Genomic DNA, 15,031 nt, shown 5'->3' with positions numbered 1-15,031 from the left:
TTTAGCTGGACTTTTCTTCTCTTTCCTGATGATATATACAGGTATTTAGCGCGGTGCGGATGTGCTGCAACACACCCGCGCCGCTAATCACAATCACTATTTACGGAGAATAGTAATCATGACTGACGCCCATTCTATTGCACAACCGACTGAACCAGAAGTCTCTCCTGAAAATAACCGGAAATTAACCGTTAGCTATGCAAGCCGCTATCCGGATTACAGCCGGATACCTGCCATCACCATGAAAGGACAATAGCTGGAAGCTGCCGGTTTTACCACTGGCACAGCAGTAGATGTAAAGGTAATGGAAGGTTGTATTGTGCTCACCGCCCGGCAGGAGAGCGAACTGATGCAGTCTCTGCGCCAGGTATGCAAGCTGTCAGCGCGGAAACAAAAACAGGTGCAGGAGTTTATTCAGGTCATTGCCGGTAAACAGAAAGTCGTCTGAGTGTAAAACCGCTCCCGATATCGCATCGGGAGCGGTTAAATATCAGGACGCGATCACTTCCACAAATACATCAGTTGCCTAACTTTCTTTGCTGTTGGCCACATTTTCCTCCTTGCAGACCAGCGCCTTATTACCTGACCGCAAAGAAACGTTATCGCTGAATTTAAAGCTATACCGCTGTGATACAAAGTTAATGCATGGTAGCCCATTCCCTGATCAAAACGGATCTTCAATGTCTGGCCATCTTCAAAGGTCATCGAAAGCTTACGATGATATTAAATATTACGTGGCGAACAGAATGCCATCACGTTGACTGGTTTTGACCTGCTCACTATTAATTAACATATTGCAATGTTATTGCTGTCTTCATCGGCAATTTGAAGGCGTGCGTATAAAAATGGCTCTCCAAATCAGCATTCTTCGTGAGGCCAGAGCCGAGTTTTTTGCCCCGAAACTCCCCGTAAGCATACTATTCACAAAGCTACTTTCTAAACCTGGCGCAGGAAATCTGGCGGTAGGATTATAAAGAGTGTTATCTACATTCAGCACTGAGTTATCAAACTCTATCAGAGTTTTCAGCACGTTGGCGAAATAGAAATACAGTAAGTATTAGATATATCACTAACTCATTGTTGTGTTGAATATTAGACGCAGATCATTTTCATTTTATGATGAGGCATTATGATAAATCACACTCATCTATAAAATGATCAAAGTAGAAGGAGCCAGACATGGCATTAAAAGGAATTTTCACTGTCAATGATGCAGATTACTCACCTTTACTCATGTATGGGATAGGGACGTTTATGGCGTACTCTGGTAACAGGGAATATCGCAATCGTGCAGGATGCATTGCAGTTCCAGACAACGGGCCAATACCTGATGGTTTATATCACATCGTTAAGCGCCCAACCGGTGGCTGGAAAGGTATAATCCGAACTGACTTGCATGATTTCTACTCATGGCCTACTTCAACGCCAGTTATCAAGTATGAATGGTTTGCTTTGTATCGTGATGATGGAAGGATAGATGACCATATGTGGGTTAATAATGTAGAGCGAGGGAATTTCAGACTACATCCTCGCGGGCCTCTTGGTGTATCTTTAGGTTGTATCACTTTGCAACACAGAACTGATTTCATCGCTATTCGGCAAGCATTACTCTCTACTTCACAAGTGAAATTACGTAATGGACTAATGTCTTTTTGCACAATTGAGGTGGTTTTAAATGGAAGCAAAACGTGTCCCAGCGGGGTTTAGAATCCTTATCGCAGTATCTTTGTTTGTAATGACGTTCCTTCTGGTAAGACCGTCAGATCCATCGACACAAGGAGAGCAGCAGTTTTGGACAGAGTTAGCAAAGCTATTTAATCAACGCGATATTGAGGGTTTCGTGGGGATTGCGCTATTAGTGATATGTACAATGGTAACACTCATTGGTTATCAGATTATAGTCAGAGCGATTGAGAGGAAAAGTAACATTAAGAAATGATTTTTATAAGGTGTGAGTTAATTCTGGCAGAAGTTAAAAAATTACTTATAAATTGAATGATGTAAATCCTCTCACATTGTGCATTAAATTATTATGACATGTACGGCTAACTCGTAGATTTTCTTGCCAAAAAATACGTGCATGCGCAATTGATTGAGTTGCATTGTAACCTGCTCACTGTATTCTGGTATACCTCCACCGGGACATCGGGTTTTCGTTGCCAGATTATTTAATTCACTTTCCTGCAGTCCGATTATCCCCCTGGGAATGAAAGAGACAACACAGGGATGCTTATATGGGATTGAGCCTGCCAGAAAACCGTCTTATTTGCCTGTCGAGGGATAATCCGGAACGCTTTCCAGACACGGAGAGCGGTCAAAGGAACAACTAAAAGCCATGATAGAGTGTGGTGATGTGGTATGCCTGAATGATGTGTGTGTTCTGTCCGCCGGGCTGTTTTACATTGACGACAACGGTAAGTTAATTTGCGGCGATGAAAATGCCTTCAGATTCGGTGGAGCGAAAACATTATCGGTGCGTTTAATCCTGCAGTGAGTAAGCGCGATCACTGACGCTCTGACGGAAAACCTGCGCCAACCTCATTAAGGCAGCTCAGCGTGGGAGGCGGGAGACAGCCAGCCAGTAACCTACGGAACAAAACGTCGGCCGGTTACTCGCTGCTGGCGGTATCTGTAACGATAATAGTGAGGGGCTTCGTATAACGGCTGAACAGTTTGGTGGCGATGTCTTCAGCAACTGATAAGTGTCAGACGGGGAAACCCCCGGTTAACCTGTATCACAGATTAGATAATAGTTGCTTTAGTCAATGCAACAGGAAAGCTTGCCCCTTAAAATTATAAAGGGCAATAATTAAACTATAGTTAATTGATGTTTTTCGTATTTTAATATAATTATCGTTTGAGCGCTTATTGCACTCTGTACCCGGTACCTGAAATATCAGATAATCGCGGGTGGGTTTTCCCTGGTGTTGACTTGGTCTTTGACCTCCTGACCGCTAAGCATGGTGAGTGCCCGGTGGTCAGGTACTTTTTTAAGTATAGGGTCTGCGCAGGTGTAATAAAAGCTGTCTTAAAAGACAGGGGTAATGGTTCCCATGTGTGATTATCAGGAATGAATGAATGAATTCTGCTATTGAGTTTTTTTTGCGTGATTACAATGAATTTCCGCCAGAATTATCAACCGAACTCTACCGGCTCAGAAGAAAAACATTTCGTGAGAGGCTCGACTGGAAAGTCGAATGCATTGACGGCATGGAAAAGGATCAATTTGACAACGAAAATACGACTTACCTGCTGGGCATGCATAACGGGAAGTTGCTATGTGGTGCACGGTTTATAGATTCGACGCAGCCGACGATGATGAGCGAAATTTTTCATGAATATTTCGAGGGTATAAGTGGTCTCCCCACCGATATCCCCTGTTGTGAGATTAGCCGGCTGTTTTTAGATAAAGAAAGACGTGACTCTGCAGGCCTGCATGGCTTGCCCGCCAGTAAAGTGTTATTCCTTGCAATGATTTTTTATTGCATGAAGAGAAACTATCGGGGGATGTACGCTGTGGCAAGTCGCGGCATGTATGCAATATTTCGCCATGCAAACTGGAAAATAGAAGTTATTCAAAAAGGCGTTTCTGAAAAAGGGGAAGTTATCTACTACATTTTCATGCCTGCCAGCATGAGCATCGTGGAAGATATTATCACCAGGGACAAAGCCAGTGGCTGGCTTCGTGAGATGTCCCGGCATTTACGCCATCTTTAACCAGTAACGCTGGCTCAGTTGTCCAGCAGTCGGAGCTCCGTCCCTAGTTTTACCGCATGTGTGGCGTTATTCACTCCGAGCTTTTTCATGACGTTGCCCATATGAAATTTTACGGTGCGTTCCGCAATAGATAAAATGACCGCAACTTCGGCGTATGTTTTCCCGGCGCCGACCCACTTAAGTATCTGCCGCTCACGCGGTGACAAAAAAACGTTCTTTTTCTGATTGTGTTGACTGTATAAGTTAAGCGTCTTCTGATGCAATTTAATAAGAAAACTCACTATTTTCGAACGATTTTTTTCCATGTCAATACCAGAATCTTTCTGACTGATAATGGATAGCAAAGCCAGGTTGTTCAGGAAGTCATGCAGAGGGAATGTCTGCCCCTGGAAAATATTATACTGAAAACTTTCATTGAAGATTCGCGTGAGATTGTAGCCGCCTGACAGAATGACGTTGTTTTCCCAAAAAAAATCTTCAACACAACGTAAACTCTGAATGATGACAGGATCAATAAACTGATACTTTCTTTCAAGGTATATATCGAACCACTCAGGGTTGTTATTAATAATACGCATCTGTGAAGGGTCTTTCTTGTTCATAATGGCGTAGGCATAGATAACACCCTTGTAATCCTCAAAGAATGCATTCAGTTCATTCTGGATTAACAAATTGATTCTTGTATCGTTGTAGTATGTATCCTTCACGTCAGTTTCTACCTCCGGGATGAGTGGATAAACCAGTATAATCCGCTTCGTTAGCTGTTGCTAATCGTATTTTAATCCAGCTAGCGGACAGCGGAAATCACATCTGCCAGCAATATCCTGAATATTTTTGCTTTACAAAACGGATGGAAAGACCAGCTTACAAGACTACAGATGAATTATCGGGATTCACAAAAATCTGCGGGGACAGCAGGAACATTCGAATAATGATTCGCGATTTTAAGTTATTGCTGACTGGAGTGAACCGACAGCAGCATTTTTCATAACAAAAATCATGCTGGCAGGCGTAATTAAACAGACACCGAGTCAGTATCTGACTGCTGACGGTTTTTAAATCCTGATGCTTATGCTCCCCTTCGGCTCAACGGCGTTACCGGGTCGTCAGTTCTGCTGCGCTAACCCCTGTGGGTTTCGGACATAGGGCCAGATGGCAAACGTTCAGGTCAACCCTGCAGCCGGCTTAACACCTGCGCTTTCACTGGCCATATAGGTGATGACAAGCGAGTGTTAATCAGCAGGAGGCTCATCAGGTCGTGTAAGTATGCCAGTAACCTGATTACTCTCCTGAACAGCAAGCCTCTATTTTAGCTGACTATTGGTTACTACTGGTTTATGGGATGAGTAAGTGGTTTTTCTATCAGAGGCCCGGGCGCATGGGGATGTACAGGGGCAATGATATGTTGCAGGATGTCCCTTGGCCTTATCAGAAAATCGTAACAGGCAAGGGTCGTTAATCATGAAAACAAGATGATGCTGGGTGTCGTATTTCTCTTAACGGGATGCCCTGGGCCTGGTGACCGAATGGTGGAGCGCGAATCTACAACGGCATTTATCAAAGACAAGCAAGTTTGTGTGGTGTCGCCACTGGAGCCACAAGAAAGGATTACTGCCATTCAAATCAACAGCGATAAAAGCAACTCTCTTCACAAAATTTTTGATGACAAACCTGTTTATGTTCCAAAAGGTGAGTGCCTTCCTGTGTTTGGATTTTAGTTCACAACTGGAGAACGTTATTATTTCGCCTATGATGTTAAATCTGATAAATCAGCGTCGCATTTAGTCACTGCTGATTTTTCTTATTCCAAAGAATAAGGAGGCAGAACATTCACTCAGTTGCCCTAACCACCCTGCAACACCAGCGCTATACTAACCAACCCGAAGCTGGTTACCACTGGCTCCGTGCTAAACTGGATAAACGCTCCCCCAATATGAACCCTTGTTGATGAGGTTGTACCTGCATTGAGTCGCCTGACCGGACGCCATCCGCTGAACGGGAAATTATTGTGGCGATGCCGGTCTCTGCCGCTGGTCATCGTGCTGCTGCTGACAGGATGCGCCCGCTCTGACGCGCTGTGGACGGTCACGCATGACCTCTGCATGAATAACTATCACTACCGTCGCGATCCGGCTCCCTGCCAGCAAATCTATCTGCCGCAAGACAGCACACAGGGCTACAGCATCATCCAGAATCCTCGCCACAGGCTGCACTTTATTCTGGTGCCCACGGTGGCAATGTCCGGCATTGAGAGCATTGCGTTGTCGCGCCCCGGACGTCCTGACTATTTCGGCTACACCTGGTTAATGCGCTATCGTCTGATGTCGGCCTATGGTGCTGAAGTGCCTGAGGATCGGCTCGGCATGGCGCTGAATTCCGCTTATGGCCGCAGCCAGAATCAACTGCATATTCATCTGACCTGCCTGCGGGAGGATGTCTATCGCCAGCTTCAGGCCGAGCGCCCCTATATTAATAATGACTGGCGACCCTTGCCCGACCGTTTGCTGAATCACACCTACTATGCCCGCCGCGTTATGCAGCCTACGGCGATGGGGATTTATCCTGTCTCCTCCGTAGCGCGCCATTTCCATCTGTCGCCGCCGCAGCTGGCAGAGTCTGGTGTGGCGCTCATTCCGGCGACGTTTTCGGGAGAGAAAGGGTTTATCCTGCTAACTACCCGGCGCGGCTGGGATAAGGGCAATCGGGCGTCCGTTGAGTCGCTGCTGGATAAACGCTGCGCAATTCTTTCAGCGCCGCCAGCTGATGTTTCAGACGGGAAGTAACTAAACCTTATCACCCTTAATCCTCCACCGACACAGCCACTCTGCTGTAATCAAATGCTCTGCCAGCAAGAACCCGACTGACGAGGACGATCGCCCGTGCATCGGTTTCGTAAACATTGAATCAGGTTCGTGTCCGCCCAATATAGTGAGATCGCATAGTCATTTATCAGACCAGTCCATAGGTGACAATTAGTGCGAAACAAATCTCAGGATGCTGCCCGCAAAATAAGCTCTGATGTTTTTATAGACAAACCCAAGTTAGACTTAATAAAAGTTATTAACTGTTATTAAAAGAGGTGATCACTATGGGTTCTCTTACAAAACAGACCATTAGCGCACAGATACCCACCGATTTGGCCAATGCTGTAGAAAATCTGGCTGTGGAGCTGGATCGTTCTAAAAGCTGGATCATCAAGGAAGCGTTGACCACCATGCTGGCTGAAAGGGAACGGCGTCATCAGAACATTCAGGCTGGTCTTGCCGATGTAGATGCCGGGCGTGTAGTAAGTCACTCTGACCTTGTTGAATTTGGTAATCGTTTAAAGAAAAGCTGATAAATGGAAATTTAATGGACGGCTTAAAGCTCAGGATGACCTGGAACGCATCTACCGTTTTGCTCTTCAGTACAGCCGCCAGCATGCTGATGATGTCTTAGACCGCCTGATAACCGGCAGTGCTGGCCTCAAGGCACACCCAGCAATCGGCATACAGCAGGTTCGATATGAACCACGTGAAGTTCGAAAGCTAATACTGGATGACTACGAGATTCGTTACGAACTTCGTGATAATACCATCTACATCGTGGATCTTTGGCATACGAAAAAAGAGCGATGAGCAGATCTCTTTTCATTGATGGCTGTTGCTTACTGACCTGATACTTATTTAAAGCTCACTTCTCAAAACCCAAAAAAGACACCGATCCATCAGTGCCTTTCCCATACTCAACTCGCAACCAATCCCCCACCAACCCCTTACCGATACAACGCCGCTTTCCCCACCGAACTAAACAGCGCCATCTTCGCCGCGACAACTTCGCTCGCCGCCTGCATCGGTTTAACAAAGAGGGAATTAGGCTCGTGACCCCCAAGCTTCAGCTCCTGTTCCAGCGCCACGAAGAACGCCTTCTTCATATCGCTGGAGATATTGATTTTACCGACGCCATAACGGATCGATTCCGCGACCTCGCTGTCTTTGTTGCCCGAACCGCCATGCAGCACCAGCGGGATATCAACCACCTTACGGATCTGCTGCAGGCGCTCGATATCCAGCTTCGGCTGCTTCCCTTTGGGATAGAGGCCATGCGAAGTGCCGATGGCGACCGCCAGCGTATCGGTGCCGGTCTCGCGCACAAAGGTCTCGGCCTGCTGCGGATCGGTATAGAGAATCTCGTTACTGCCGCCTTCGCCGCTGCCTTCTGCCACGCCGATGGTGCCCAGCTCCGCTTCCACAGAGACATTAATCGTGTGCGCTATCTCGACAATCTTCTTCGTCAGCGCAATGTTCTGCTCAAAAGGGTGAGACGAGGCGTCAATCATCACCGAGGTAAAACCGGCGTAGATCGCCTTCATCACCTCTTCCAGCGAGCGGCCATGGTCCAGATGGATCACCACCGGCACGCGCGCCTGAATCGCCAGCGTCCGCAGATAGCCGATAAATTCCGGGCCGGTGAAGGCCATCTCTTCAGGATGGATCTCCAGAATCAGCGGTGAATCCAGTCTCTCGGCAGTCTCAACCGCCACACGTCCAAACTCCGCGCTGGCGATGTTAAACGCACCAACGCCAAACTGATGCTGTCGGGCAACGCTGAGCAGATCTTTCATATTGTAAAGCATAGGTTTTATCCTTGTTTTGCAGGAACGGAGATATCTTTTTTCAGGAACAGCAGGATCAGCGCCGTCAGCAGACTGCCTGCGGCAATCGCAAACAGATAACCCATGACATTGCTGATCACGTTAGGAATGAAGATGACGAAAATGCCGCCGTGCGGAGCGCGGGAAGCGCAGCCCAGCATCATTGACAGGGCGCCCGCTAATCCCGAGCCCGCCACGATGGCCGGGATGACGCGCAGCGGATCGGCGACCGCGTATGGGATCGCGCCTTCGGTAATAAATGACAGACCGAGGATGTAGGTGACCTTGCCGGTCTCGCGCTCCTGCTCGGTAAACTTGCGGCGGAAGAGGGTGGTCGCCAGCGCGATGCCCAGTGGTGGCACCATGCCCGCCGCCATACAGGCGGCAATCGGACCGTAAACCCCGCTCGACATCAGGCCAATCGCAAACATACAGACGGTTTTATTCAGCGGGCCGCCCATATCAAAGGCCACCATCATGCCGAACAGCAGGCCGAGAATGGCCGCATTGGTGTTACCCAGCGAACTGAGGAAGTCGGTCAGCCAGCCGAGCAGCATTTTGATCGGCTCACCAATCAGCAGCGCCATCAGTGCGCCGGTCAGCAGCACGCTTAACAGAGGCACGATTAAAATAGGTTTCAGCCCGGCGACCGCTTTGGGCAGATGGATATGGTTGTTGATCAGCAGCGTGATGTATCCGGCCAGGAAGCCGGCAATCAGCGCGCCGAGAAAGCCGGAGCCGGTGTGGATCGCCATCATCCCGCCCACGGCGCCCGCCACGATGCCCGCTTTGCCGCTGACAGACTGGCTGATGCCCAGCGCCAGAATCGGCAGCATCAGGGCAAAAGCGGAACCGCCACCGATGTCAGAGAGCATCTTCGCTATCGGGCTGAAGTTCTCGTCCCCTGGTGTGGCCGCCGTAATCCCGAATGAAAAACTCAGCGCGATCAGAATGCCGCCCGCCACCACAAACGGGATCATCAGGTTCACGCCGGTGATCAGGTGCACATAAATCTCTGAAATCCAGGAGCGGGAACCCGACGCCTCACGGGCACTGTTAGCCGGTTCAGATGCACTGGCCTGCGGGGCGGAGTCGGCAAGTCTCGGAGCCAGTTCGCCGTTAACAATGGCATTTAACAGGCCTTCAGCATCCTTCGCGGCACGGGTAACGGGCACCTCAATCACGTTTTTATGCTGGAAGCGTGCCATCTCAACTTTTTTATCTGCGGCGATTAACACGACGTCCGCCCGATGAATATCGTCTTCGCTGAAAATATATTCGCTTTCAATCGCGCCCTGGGTTTCAACTAATACATTCAGGCCCAGTTTTTGAGCCGCTTTTTTTAAATTACTTTCGGCAAGGTAGGTGTGGGCGACACCTGTAGGACAGGCGGTAATGGCAATAATGTTCATAAATGTTCTCCAGTGAAAATTTTATATTTATGTTTTTCTGTCTGAAGGGATGGCTACAACCTGGAATACCTCCTTAATATTTTAATTCATGTTGCTCTCCGGTTTATTCAGGCTCCCGATCGGGATAACAGTAAATGAAACATCTCTTCGCGATGCGGGACATTAAGTAATTGCTCGACGACATCCTCATCGCCTAACGCGATGGATATTTTGGCGAGCATTTTGATATGGCCCACATCTTTATCGGACTCTTTTACCGCGAACAGAATAACCAGCCGGACTTTGGTGCCGTCGATGGTCTCCCACGGAATGTCGCGGCGTAATCGCCCCACGGCAATGCGGGTTTTGGCGACGGCGGCAGATTTGCCGTGCGGAATAGCAATATGGTTTTCAAATCCGGTAGAGCCTAATTCCTCACGCAGATAGACATCTTTCAGGAAAGCGGCTTTATCGGTGACGGCCCCGGTCTGGCAGAGCAGGTCGGTCAGCTGAGAAATAATCTGCTCTTTGGTCTGGCAATCGACATCGAGAATAATGCACTCTTCTTTTAATACTTCGTTAATAGCCACGGCTGTCGTCATTTTGCTTCTCCATTATCATTAATTAATCGAATTCGATACCAGACACTCCGTTACTCTTGCGATATCTTTCGCCGAGAACAGGGCAGAGACATACACCACCGGTTTTTCCAGCGGCTCCAGCCGGATAGTGGAAATCACCACGTCACACTCATGTCGTTTCAGGGAGTCAGCAATATTTTTCCCTGGCACGATGTCGATAATTTTCCAGTCGGGAAAGGCACGGATGATCCGTCCGTAAAGCAGCTGCGAGGTACCCAGGCCGCTGGAGCAGACCAGCAAGACCCGTTTTACCTTGATGCTGTTTTCGATGGCCGCCTGAATATGCACCGTCAGGTAAGCCACCTCATCGTCACTGATCTCATCCAGGCTGTACTCCTGCGTCAGCTGGCTGATTACCGCTTTAACGGCGGCGAACACCGTGCCCAGCTCGGTCTGGATATCATGCAGCAGCGGATTTTTAATCCGGATGTGATATCTGAGGCGGTTCAGCATCGGCTTGATATGAGAGGACAATGACGCCTGCAGGTTCTGGTCGGTGGTGATTTCAATGTTGATGCGCTGCGCCACCCGGGCGATCAGCGCCTCAGTAAAGCGGGTCTCACGCTCTGAAATCAGCGAGTCATCGTGCTGTGGTGACTCACCACCCGCCTTACCGGAGGAGACCAGATACTGATAGATGGAGTGAGACTCCTCGGCCACCAGTACCGTGTTGTAGGCGGTCTCAATGCGGTCTATCACCGCCAGTGATACCTGCCAGGCGTGATGGTCGCTGACCCGGTTCATCGACACCGCGCGGGCGTCGGTCCTGTGCATCGGCGAGTGGCTCCGGTGGATCAGTACCAGAATATGCGTAAATAAATTGATGTAGTAAGGATCGCTTATCGTATATTGCAGCTGCTGTTCAATAAAATTAATTAATTGCAGGGTAAAATGGACAGCCTGCTGACCAAACTTCTCTGAAAGCTCCTGCAGCGTGCTTTCATCCAGACGGCTTTCCATCATGTCCTGACGGTTATAAATCGATTTTAACACCAGCGCTTTCATCGCCATGCGAATATTATGGTCACTGCCTTTTATGCTGGTTCCGACACGGCTTTTTAATAAGGTTAAATCAAACTGATGTAACCATGCTTCTAATGTTTTTAAATCATTCACTATCGAGGCGCGGCTGATAAAATATTTATCCGCCAGTTCACTGATGGAGGAACTTTTTGGTGAAAGCATTAATAAATCCGATGCTATTTTCAGCATCCTGAAGTTGCTGCTGAAATCATCCACCTCGACAGAGAAAATCCGGCGCGCGGCTATTTCCGACTGCGCATCAGCGAATTTAATTGTGATCCCTCTCCCACTTTTTCCGCTGAGATTGATTCCCTGGTCAGAAAGTTTTTCGTTAATGTCGGCAATATCGCGGCGTAGAGTTCTGGGTGTAATAGACGTTTTTTCTGAAATAGCGTGCAGGCTCACATAACTGTTATGAGAAATAAGCTGTCGCATAATCGTCAGTTGCCGTTCAGTCAGCGCCTTCATCATCATCAGGTTCCGCTTAATCCGTTATTCGCCTTGTCAGTTATCATCTAAACAAAGGCACTATGCCATGTAAATATTAAAACATGGCCACAACCTGGTGGTCAGGCTGACCACCTGACAGTGAATTTCTTAAATAATCGGGGACGAGATGAAAGAATAAGTGAAAGGGGATGGGAGGGTTTGGCGGGCTGACTGGCAGTGATCCGATTGGTGGGGCTACATCAATGGCTGAGGGCGGAACCTGGCGGGAAAGCCCGGCTTACGCCGGGCCTGATTCTATCTTTACGCCATCTTTAAACGCTGCAATCGTTTCTCGCGGCGAATCTTACGCTCTTCCATCACCGCAACCAGCGCCATCAGGCAGATACAGGCGATAGCAGCGGCATCCAGTGCGGCAAAGGTGCCCGCCCAGCCGGTCAGGCCAAATATCGGCGTGCCGTCGGCAATCATGCCCAGGCCCAGTTTGGCGAAGCTGTCACCAATCAGATAGGCGAAGGTGCCTTTGATGCCATCCGCTGCGCCGATTGCCTTTTTCGGTACAAAGCCGACCGCGGCGACGCCGATTAACAGTTGCGGGCCAAACACCAGGAAGCCCAGTGCGAACAGCGACGCCAGATAGACATACTGGTTGCTGGCATGCTGATAGATCCCGAGCGTGGCAATAATCAGCGCTAACGCGACGCAGGCCACCAGCGCACGGCGGCCATTGGCCAGATCGGATAACCAGCCCCACATCAGCGTGCCCACCAGTGCGCCCACTTCAAACAGGGTAAAGCCCTGAATCGCCACCTCTTTAGAGAGTTTCAGCTCCTGGAAGGCGTAAACCGTTGACCACTGATCGATCCCGATGCGCACCACATAGAGGAAGATGTTGGCGAAGCAGAGCAGCCAGATCACCTTGTTCTTCAGTACGTACTCAACAAAGATCTGCCATTTGGTCATCGAATCATCTTCAGCTTCTTTGTCCTCATCGCTCAGCTCTTCGTCAAACAGCTCTTCGGCCTTGCCCAGGCCATAAGATTCCGGGGAGTCGCTGCCGTAGCGCAGGCCGATAAAACCAACAATCAGCGCGATAATCGACGGGAAGATAAACATCCCAATCACGTGGCCGTTGAACAGCACATTGGCGCCAAACAGCGCAACGCCTGCCGCACCGGCACCGCCGAGGTTATGCGAGATATTCCACATGCCAAGATAAGTACCTCGTTTGCGGCGCGGCGTCCATTTGGTGATGGTGGAGTAGCTACAGGAGCCGCCGGTACTCTGGAAGAATCCGCTTAAGGCATAAAAGGCGATCATCAGGAACAGGCTGACGGAGCCGGTGCCCATGCTGGCGCTGAAACCCAGCATACAGATGGCCGAGAGGATCAGCATAAACGGCAGGAACTGCTTGGTGTTTTTGCCATCAGCATAATAGGAGACCAGGGTTTTCCCGACGCCATAGGTGATGGAGAAGCCCAGACCGATCATCCCCAGCTGCGTCATGCTCAGTCCGTAGGTGGTGATCATATCGTTCTGCGCGATATTGAAGTTTTTGCGGATCAGATACATGGTCAGGTAGCCGATAAAGACCACCAGATAGGACTGCATAAACGGCTTGAACCACATCTTGCGCCGCAGTTCGATGGGCAGATCCAGCGTCGGTCTGCGCACCTGTTTGAGGAATGCCAGCATGGAAGGGGATTCTCCTGGTTGGAATAGCTGCAATGGGCAGCGAATGGCTGGCATTGTAAAAACCTGCCGCCAGACTGGCCTGAGACAGCATCCAGGCGAAACCAGGAAAATTTCTTAGTTTTGCCTCACTCGGGGCAAAAAGGAGAGGCGTATCACGCTTCAGGCAGGGGACGCGGCGCCTGAGCATTTAAAAACGGCAGCAGCAGCAACGCGGAGATCCCCGCCGCCGTGGCAATCACCGCAAAGAAGCCGCTCCAGTGCCAGACGTCGATAACCCACGCCAGCGGCCAGCCGGAGAGTGACGCACCCAGATAGGCGAAAAGACCGACGAAGCCGGTTGCCGCGCCCGCCGCATCTTTATGGGAACATTCGGCTGCCGCCATACCAATCAGCATCTGCGGGCCGAAGACAAAGAAACCGGTAGTAAAAAAGCAGGCTGCCTGCATCACATAACTGGTAAAGGGCATCAGCCACAGTGAGCCGACGGAAAGCAAAATCCCGGCTGCAAAAATCAGGTTCATCGGCCCGCGGTTGCCGTTAAACAGCTTGTCCGAGCCCCAGCCCGCGACCAGTGCGCCTATCACACCGCCCAGCTCAAACAGGGTGACTACCGAGTTGGCCGTGACCAGATCTACCCCCAGCGTGTCGGAGATGTAGAGATTTCCCCAGTCATTAAGCGCCGCGCGAACCACATAGACCAGCACGTAACAGAGTGACAGCAGCCAGATGTAGGGGTTGAATAGCACGTAGCGGGTCAGGATCGCTTTGCGACTCAGACCTGCGCCTTCCTGCTGCTGCGCCATCTCCATCTCATCCTGTCGCCAGTCGCCTACCGCGGGCAGGCCGACAGTCTGAGGCCGGTCGCGCAGACGCCAGCAGAGAAACAGTCCGGCGAGAATCGCTAAACCGCCCGCAATCATCATTCCGATTCGCCAGCCATAGTGCAGCGCCACTGCGCCGATAACGATCGGGATAACCGCACCGCCAACGTTGTGCGCGGTGTTCCATAGTGCCCACCAGCCGCCGCGCTCGTTACGTGAATACCAGCTTGTCAGCAGGCGCGCGCAGACCGGCGCGCCCCAGCCCTGGAAAAAGGCGTTGATGGTCCACAGCAGCGCAAAGGCCCACAGTGAGGTGGAAAAGCCAAACAGGATATTGACCACGCCGGTAGCGATCAGCCCCAGCCCCATAAAGTAACGGGCGTTGGAGCGGTCACTGACGATGCCGGAGAAGAACTTCGACAGGCCGTAGGTGATGTAAAATAGCGTCGCCAGCAGGCCAATATCGGTGCGCATCATCACGCCGCTGGCGATCACTTCCGGCGCTGCCGCATTGAAGCTTTTGCGGGTAAAGTAGAACAGGGCATAGCCGATCCAGATGGTCGACATGATGTGCCGTCGCCAGTAGCGATAGCGGCTGTCAATCTCACTTTTGTCCTGCAGCGGAGCGGCGTTAGCGGGCGTTTTCAGAAAGTTAAACACGGT

11 protein-coding genes and 5 pseudogenes are annotated in these 15,031 nt (G+C 50.0%); 7 read left to right on the top strand and 9 right to left on the bottom strand.

Annotated elements, in window-relative coordinates; all coding sequences use genetic code 11:
- The first annotated feature begins 118 nt into the window (after window positions 1-118).
- Window positions 119-448 (top strand): annotated as a pseudogene (gene symE, locus GVJ63_RS08045) (endoribonuclease SymE).
- A 78-nt stretch (window positions 449-526) separates the two neighbouring features.
- Here the strand turns inward: symE and GVJ63_RS22535 are convergent.
- A pseudogene (locus tag GVJ63_RS22535) lies at window positions 527-768 on the bottom strand (hypothetical protein); the annotation flags it as partial.
- 411 nt (window positions 769-1,179) lie between these two features.
- On the opposite strand from GVJ63_RS22535, the gene GVJ63_RS08040 reads away from it, so the two are divergent.
- Together GVJ63_RS08040 and GVJ63_RS08035 are read left to right on the top strand one after the other, a co-directional pair.
- Window positions 1,180-1,707 carry a DUF2778 domain-containing protein gene (locus tag GVJ63_RS08040; RefSeq protein ID WP_159226671.1) on the top strand — a complete coding sequence of 176 codons (528 nt, stop codon included), beginning with the start codon at window positions 1,180-1,182 and terminating at the stop codon, window positions 1,705-1,707.
- Window positions 1,708-3,078: 1,371 nt separating this feature from the next.
- A complete protein-coding gene (locus tag GVJ63_RS08035; RefSeq protein ID WP_159226670.1) occupies window positions 3,079-3,717 on the top strand; it encodes an acyl-homoserine-lactone synthase in 639 nt (212 codons plus the stop codon).
- Window positions 3,718-3,731: 14 nt separating this feature from the next.
- Here the strand turns inward: GVJ63_RS08035 and GVJ63_RS08030 are convergent, their stop codons facing one another.
- Complete coding sequence (locus GVJ63_RS08030) at window positions 3,732-4,388, bottom strand: LuxR family transcriptional regulator (RefSeq protein WP_235038334.1); 657 nt, start codon at window positions 4,386-4,388, stop codon at window positions 3,732-3,734.
- Between the two features lie 801 nt (window positions 4,389-5,189).
- On the opposite strand from GVJ63_RS08030, the pseudogene GVJ63_RS08025 reads away from it, so the two are divergent.
- The 4 genes and pseudogenes from GVJ63_RS08025 to GVJ63_RS08010 all read left to right on the top strand — a co-directional run.
- Window positions 5,190-5,534 (top strand): annotated as a pseudogene (locus GVJ63_RS08025) (putative T6SS immunity periplasmic lipoprotein).
- A gap of 189 nt (window positions 5,535-5,723) precedes the next feature.
- Window positions 5,724-6,500, top strand: a complete 777-nt coding sequence (locus tag GVJ63_RS08020) for a CDP-diacylglycerol diphosphatase (RefSeq protein ID WP_159226744.1) — start codon at window positions 5,724-5,726, stop codon at window positions 6,498-6,500.
- A gap of 305 nt (window positions 6,501-6,805) precedes the next feature.
- Window positions 6,806-7,054 (top strand): CopG family ribbon-helix-helix protein, encoded by a 249-nt coding sequence (locus GVJ63_RS08015; RefSeq protein WP_010251542.1) that lies wholly within the window; start codon window positions 6,806-6,808, stop codon window positions 7,052-7,054.
- A gap of 22 nt (window positions 7,055-7,076) precedes the next feature.
- Window positions 7,077-7,334 (top strand): annotated as a pseudogene (locus GVJ63_RS08010) (type II toxin-antitoxin system RelE/ParE family toxin); the annotation flags it as partial.
- A 137-nt stretch (window positions 7,335-7,471) separates the two neighbouring features.
- Here the strand turns inward: GVJ63_RS08010 and GVJ63_RS08005 are convergent.
- From GVJ63_RS08005 to GVJ63_RS07980, 7 genes and pseudogenes are all read right to left on the bottom strand, one after another.
- On the bottom strand, window positions 7,472-8,332 hold the full coding sequence (locus GVJ63_RS08005; RefSeq protein WP_010671740.1) for a ketose-bisphosphate aldolase: 861 nt from the start codon (window positions 8,330-8,332) through the stop codon (window positions 7,472-7,474).
- Window positions 8,333-8,337: 5 nt separating this feature from the next.
- The gene (locus tag GVJ63_RS08000; RefSeq protein ID WP_159226668.1) at window positions 8,338-9,762 is read right to left on the bottom strand and encodes a PTS fructose transporter subunit IIC; all 1,425 of its coding nucleotides are present in this window, start codon (window positions 9,760-9,762) and stop codon (window positions 8,338-8,340) included.
- Between the two features lie 107 nt (window positions 9,763-9,869).
- Window positions 9,870-10,343 carry a PTS sugar transporter subunit IIA gene (locus GVJ63_RS07995; protein ID WP_050679765.1) on the bottom strand — a complete coding sequence of 158 codons (474 nt, stop codon included), beginning with the start codon at window positions 10,341-10,343 and terminating at the stop codon, window positions 9,870-9,872.
- A gap of 18 nt (window positions 10,344-10,361) precedes the next feature.
- Entirely contained in the window at window positions 10,362-11,567 is a 1,206-nt protein-coding gene (locus GVJ63_RS07990; RefSeq protein ID WP_235038339.1) for a PRD domain-containing protein, read from the bottom strand.
- A gap of 126 nt (window positions 11,568-11,693) precedes the next feature.
- A pseudogene (locus GVJ63_RS22480) lies at window positions 11,694-11,873 on the bottom strand (HTH domain-containing protein); the annotation flags it as partial.
- Between the two features lie 282 nt (window positions 11,874-12,155).
- Window positions 12,156-13,547, bottom strand: a complete 1,392-nt coding sequence (uhpT, locus tag GVJ63_RS07985) for a hexose-6-phosphate:phosphate antiporter (RefSeq protein WP_159226667.1) — start codon at window positions 13,545-13,547, stop codon at window positions 12,156-12,158.
- A 152-nt stretch (window positions 13,548-13,699) separates the two neighbouring features.
- Complete coding sequence (locus GVJ63_RS07980; RefSeq protein ID WP_045140806.1) at window positions 13,700-15,028, bottom strand: MFS transporter; 1,329 nt, start codon at window positions 15,026-15,028, stop codon at window positions 13,700-13,702.
- Window positions 15,029-15,031 lie beyond the last annotated feature (3 nt).

The organism is Pantoea sp. 18059, assembly GCF_902706165.1.
Taxonomy (GTDB): Bacteria; Pseudomonadota; Gammaproteobacteria; order Enterobacterales; family Enterobacteriaceae; genus Pantoea; species Pantoea agglomerans.
Note: the sequence above shows the minus strand (reverse complement) of the source record. Positions and strands in the feature narration are given on the sequence as shown.

Excerpts from the sequence above, each read along its gene's own strand:
- GVJ63_RS08040 (WP_159226671.1), top strand. The coding sequence starts at position 1,180 with ATGGCATTAAAAGGAATTTTCACTGTCAATGATGCAGATTACTCACCT.
- GVJ63_RS08035 (WP_159226670.1), top strand. The coding sequence starts at position 3,079 with ATGAATTCTGCTATTGAGTTTTTTTTGCGTGATTACAATGAATTTCCG.
- GVJ63_RS08015 (WP_010251542.1), top strand. The coding sequence starts at position 6,806 with ATGGGTTCTCTTACAAAACAGACCATTAGCGCACAGATACCCACCGAT.
- GVJ63_RS08005 (WP_010671740.1), bottom strand. The coding sequence starts at position 8,332 with ATGCTTTACAATATGAAAGATCTGCTCAGCGTTGCCCGACAGCATCAG.
- GVJ63_RS08000 (WP_159226668.1), bottom strand. The coding sequence starts at position 9,762 with ATGAACATTATTGCCATTACCGCCTGTCCTACAGGTGTCGCCCACACC.
- GVJ63_RS07995 (WP_050679765.1), bottom strand. The coding sequence starts at position 10,343 with ATGACGACAGCCGTGGCTATTAACGAAGTATTAAAAGAAGAGTGCATT.
- GVJ63_RS07990 (WP_235038339.1), bottom strand. The coding sequence starts at position 11,567 with ATGCTTTCACCAAAAAGTTCCTCCATCAGTGAACTGGCGGATAAATAT.
- uhpT (WP_159226667.1), bottom strand. The coding sequence starts at position 13,547 with ATGCTGGCATTCCTCAAACAGGTGCGCAGACCGACGCTGGATCTGCCC.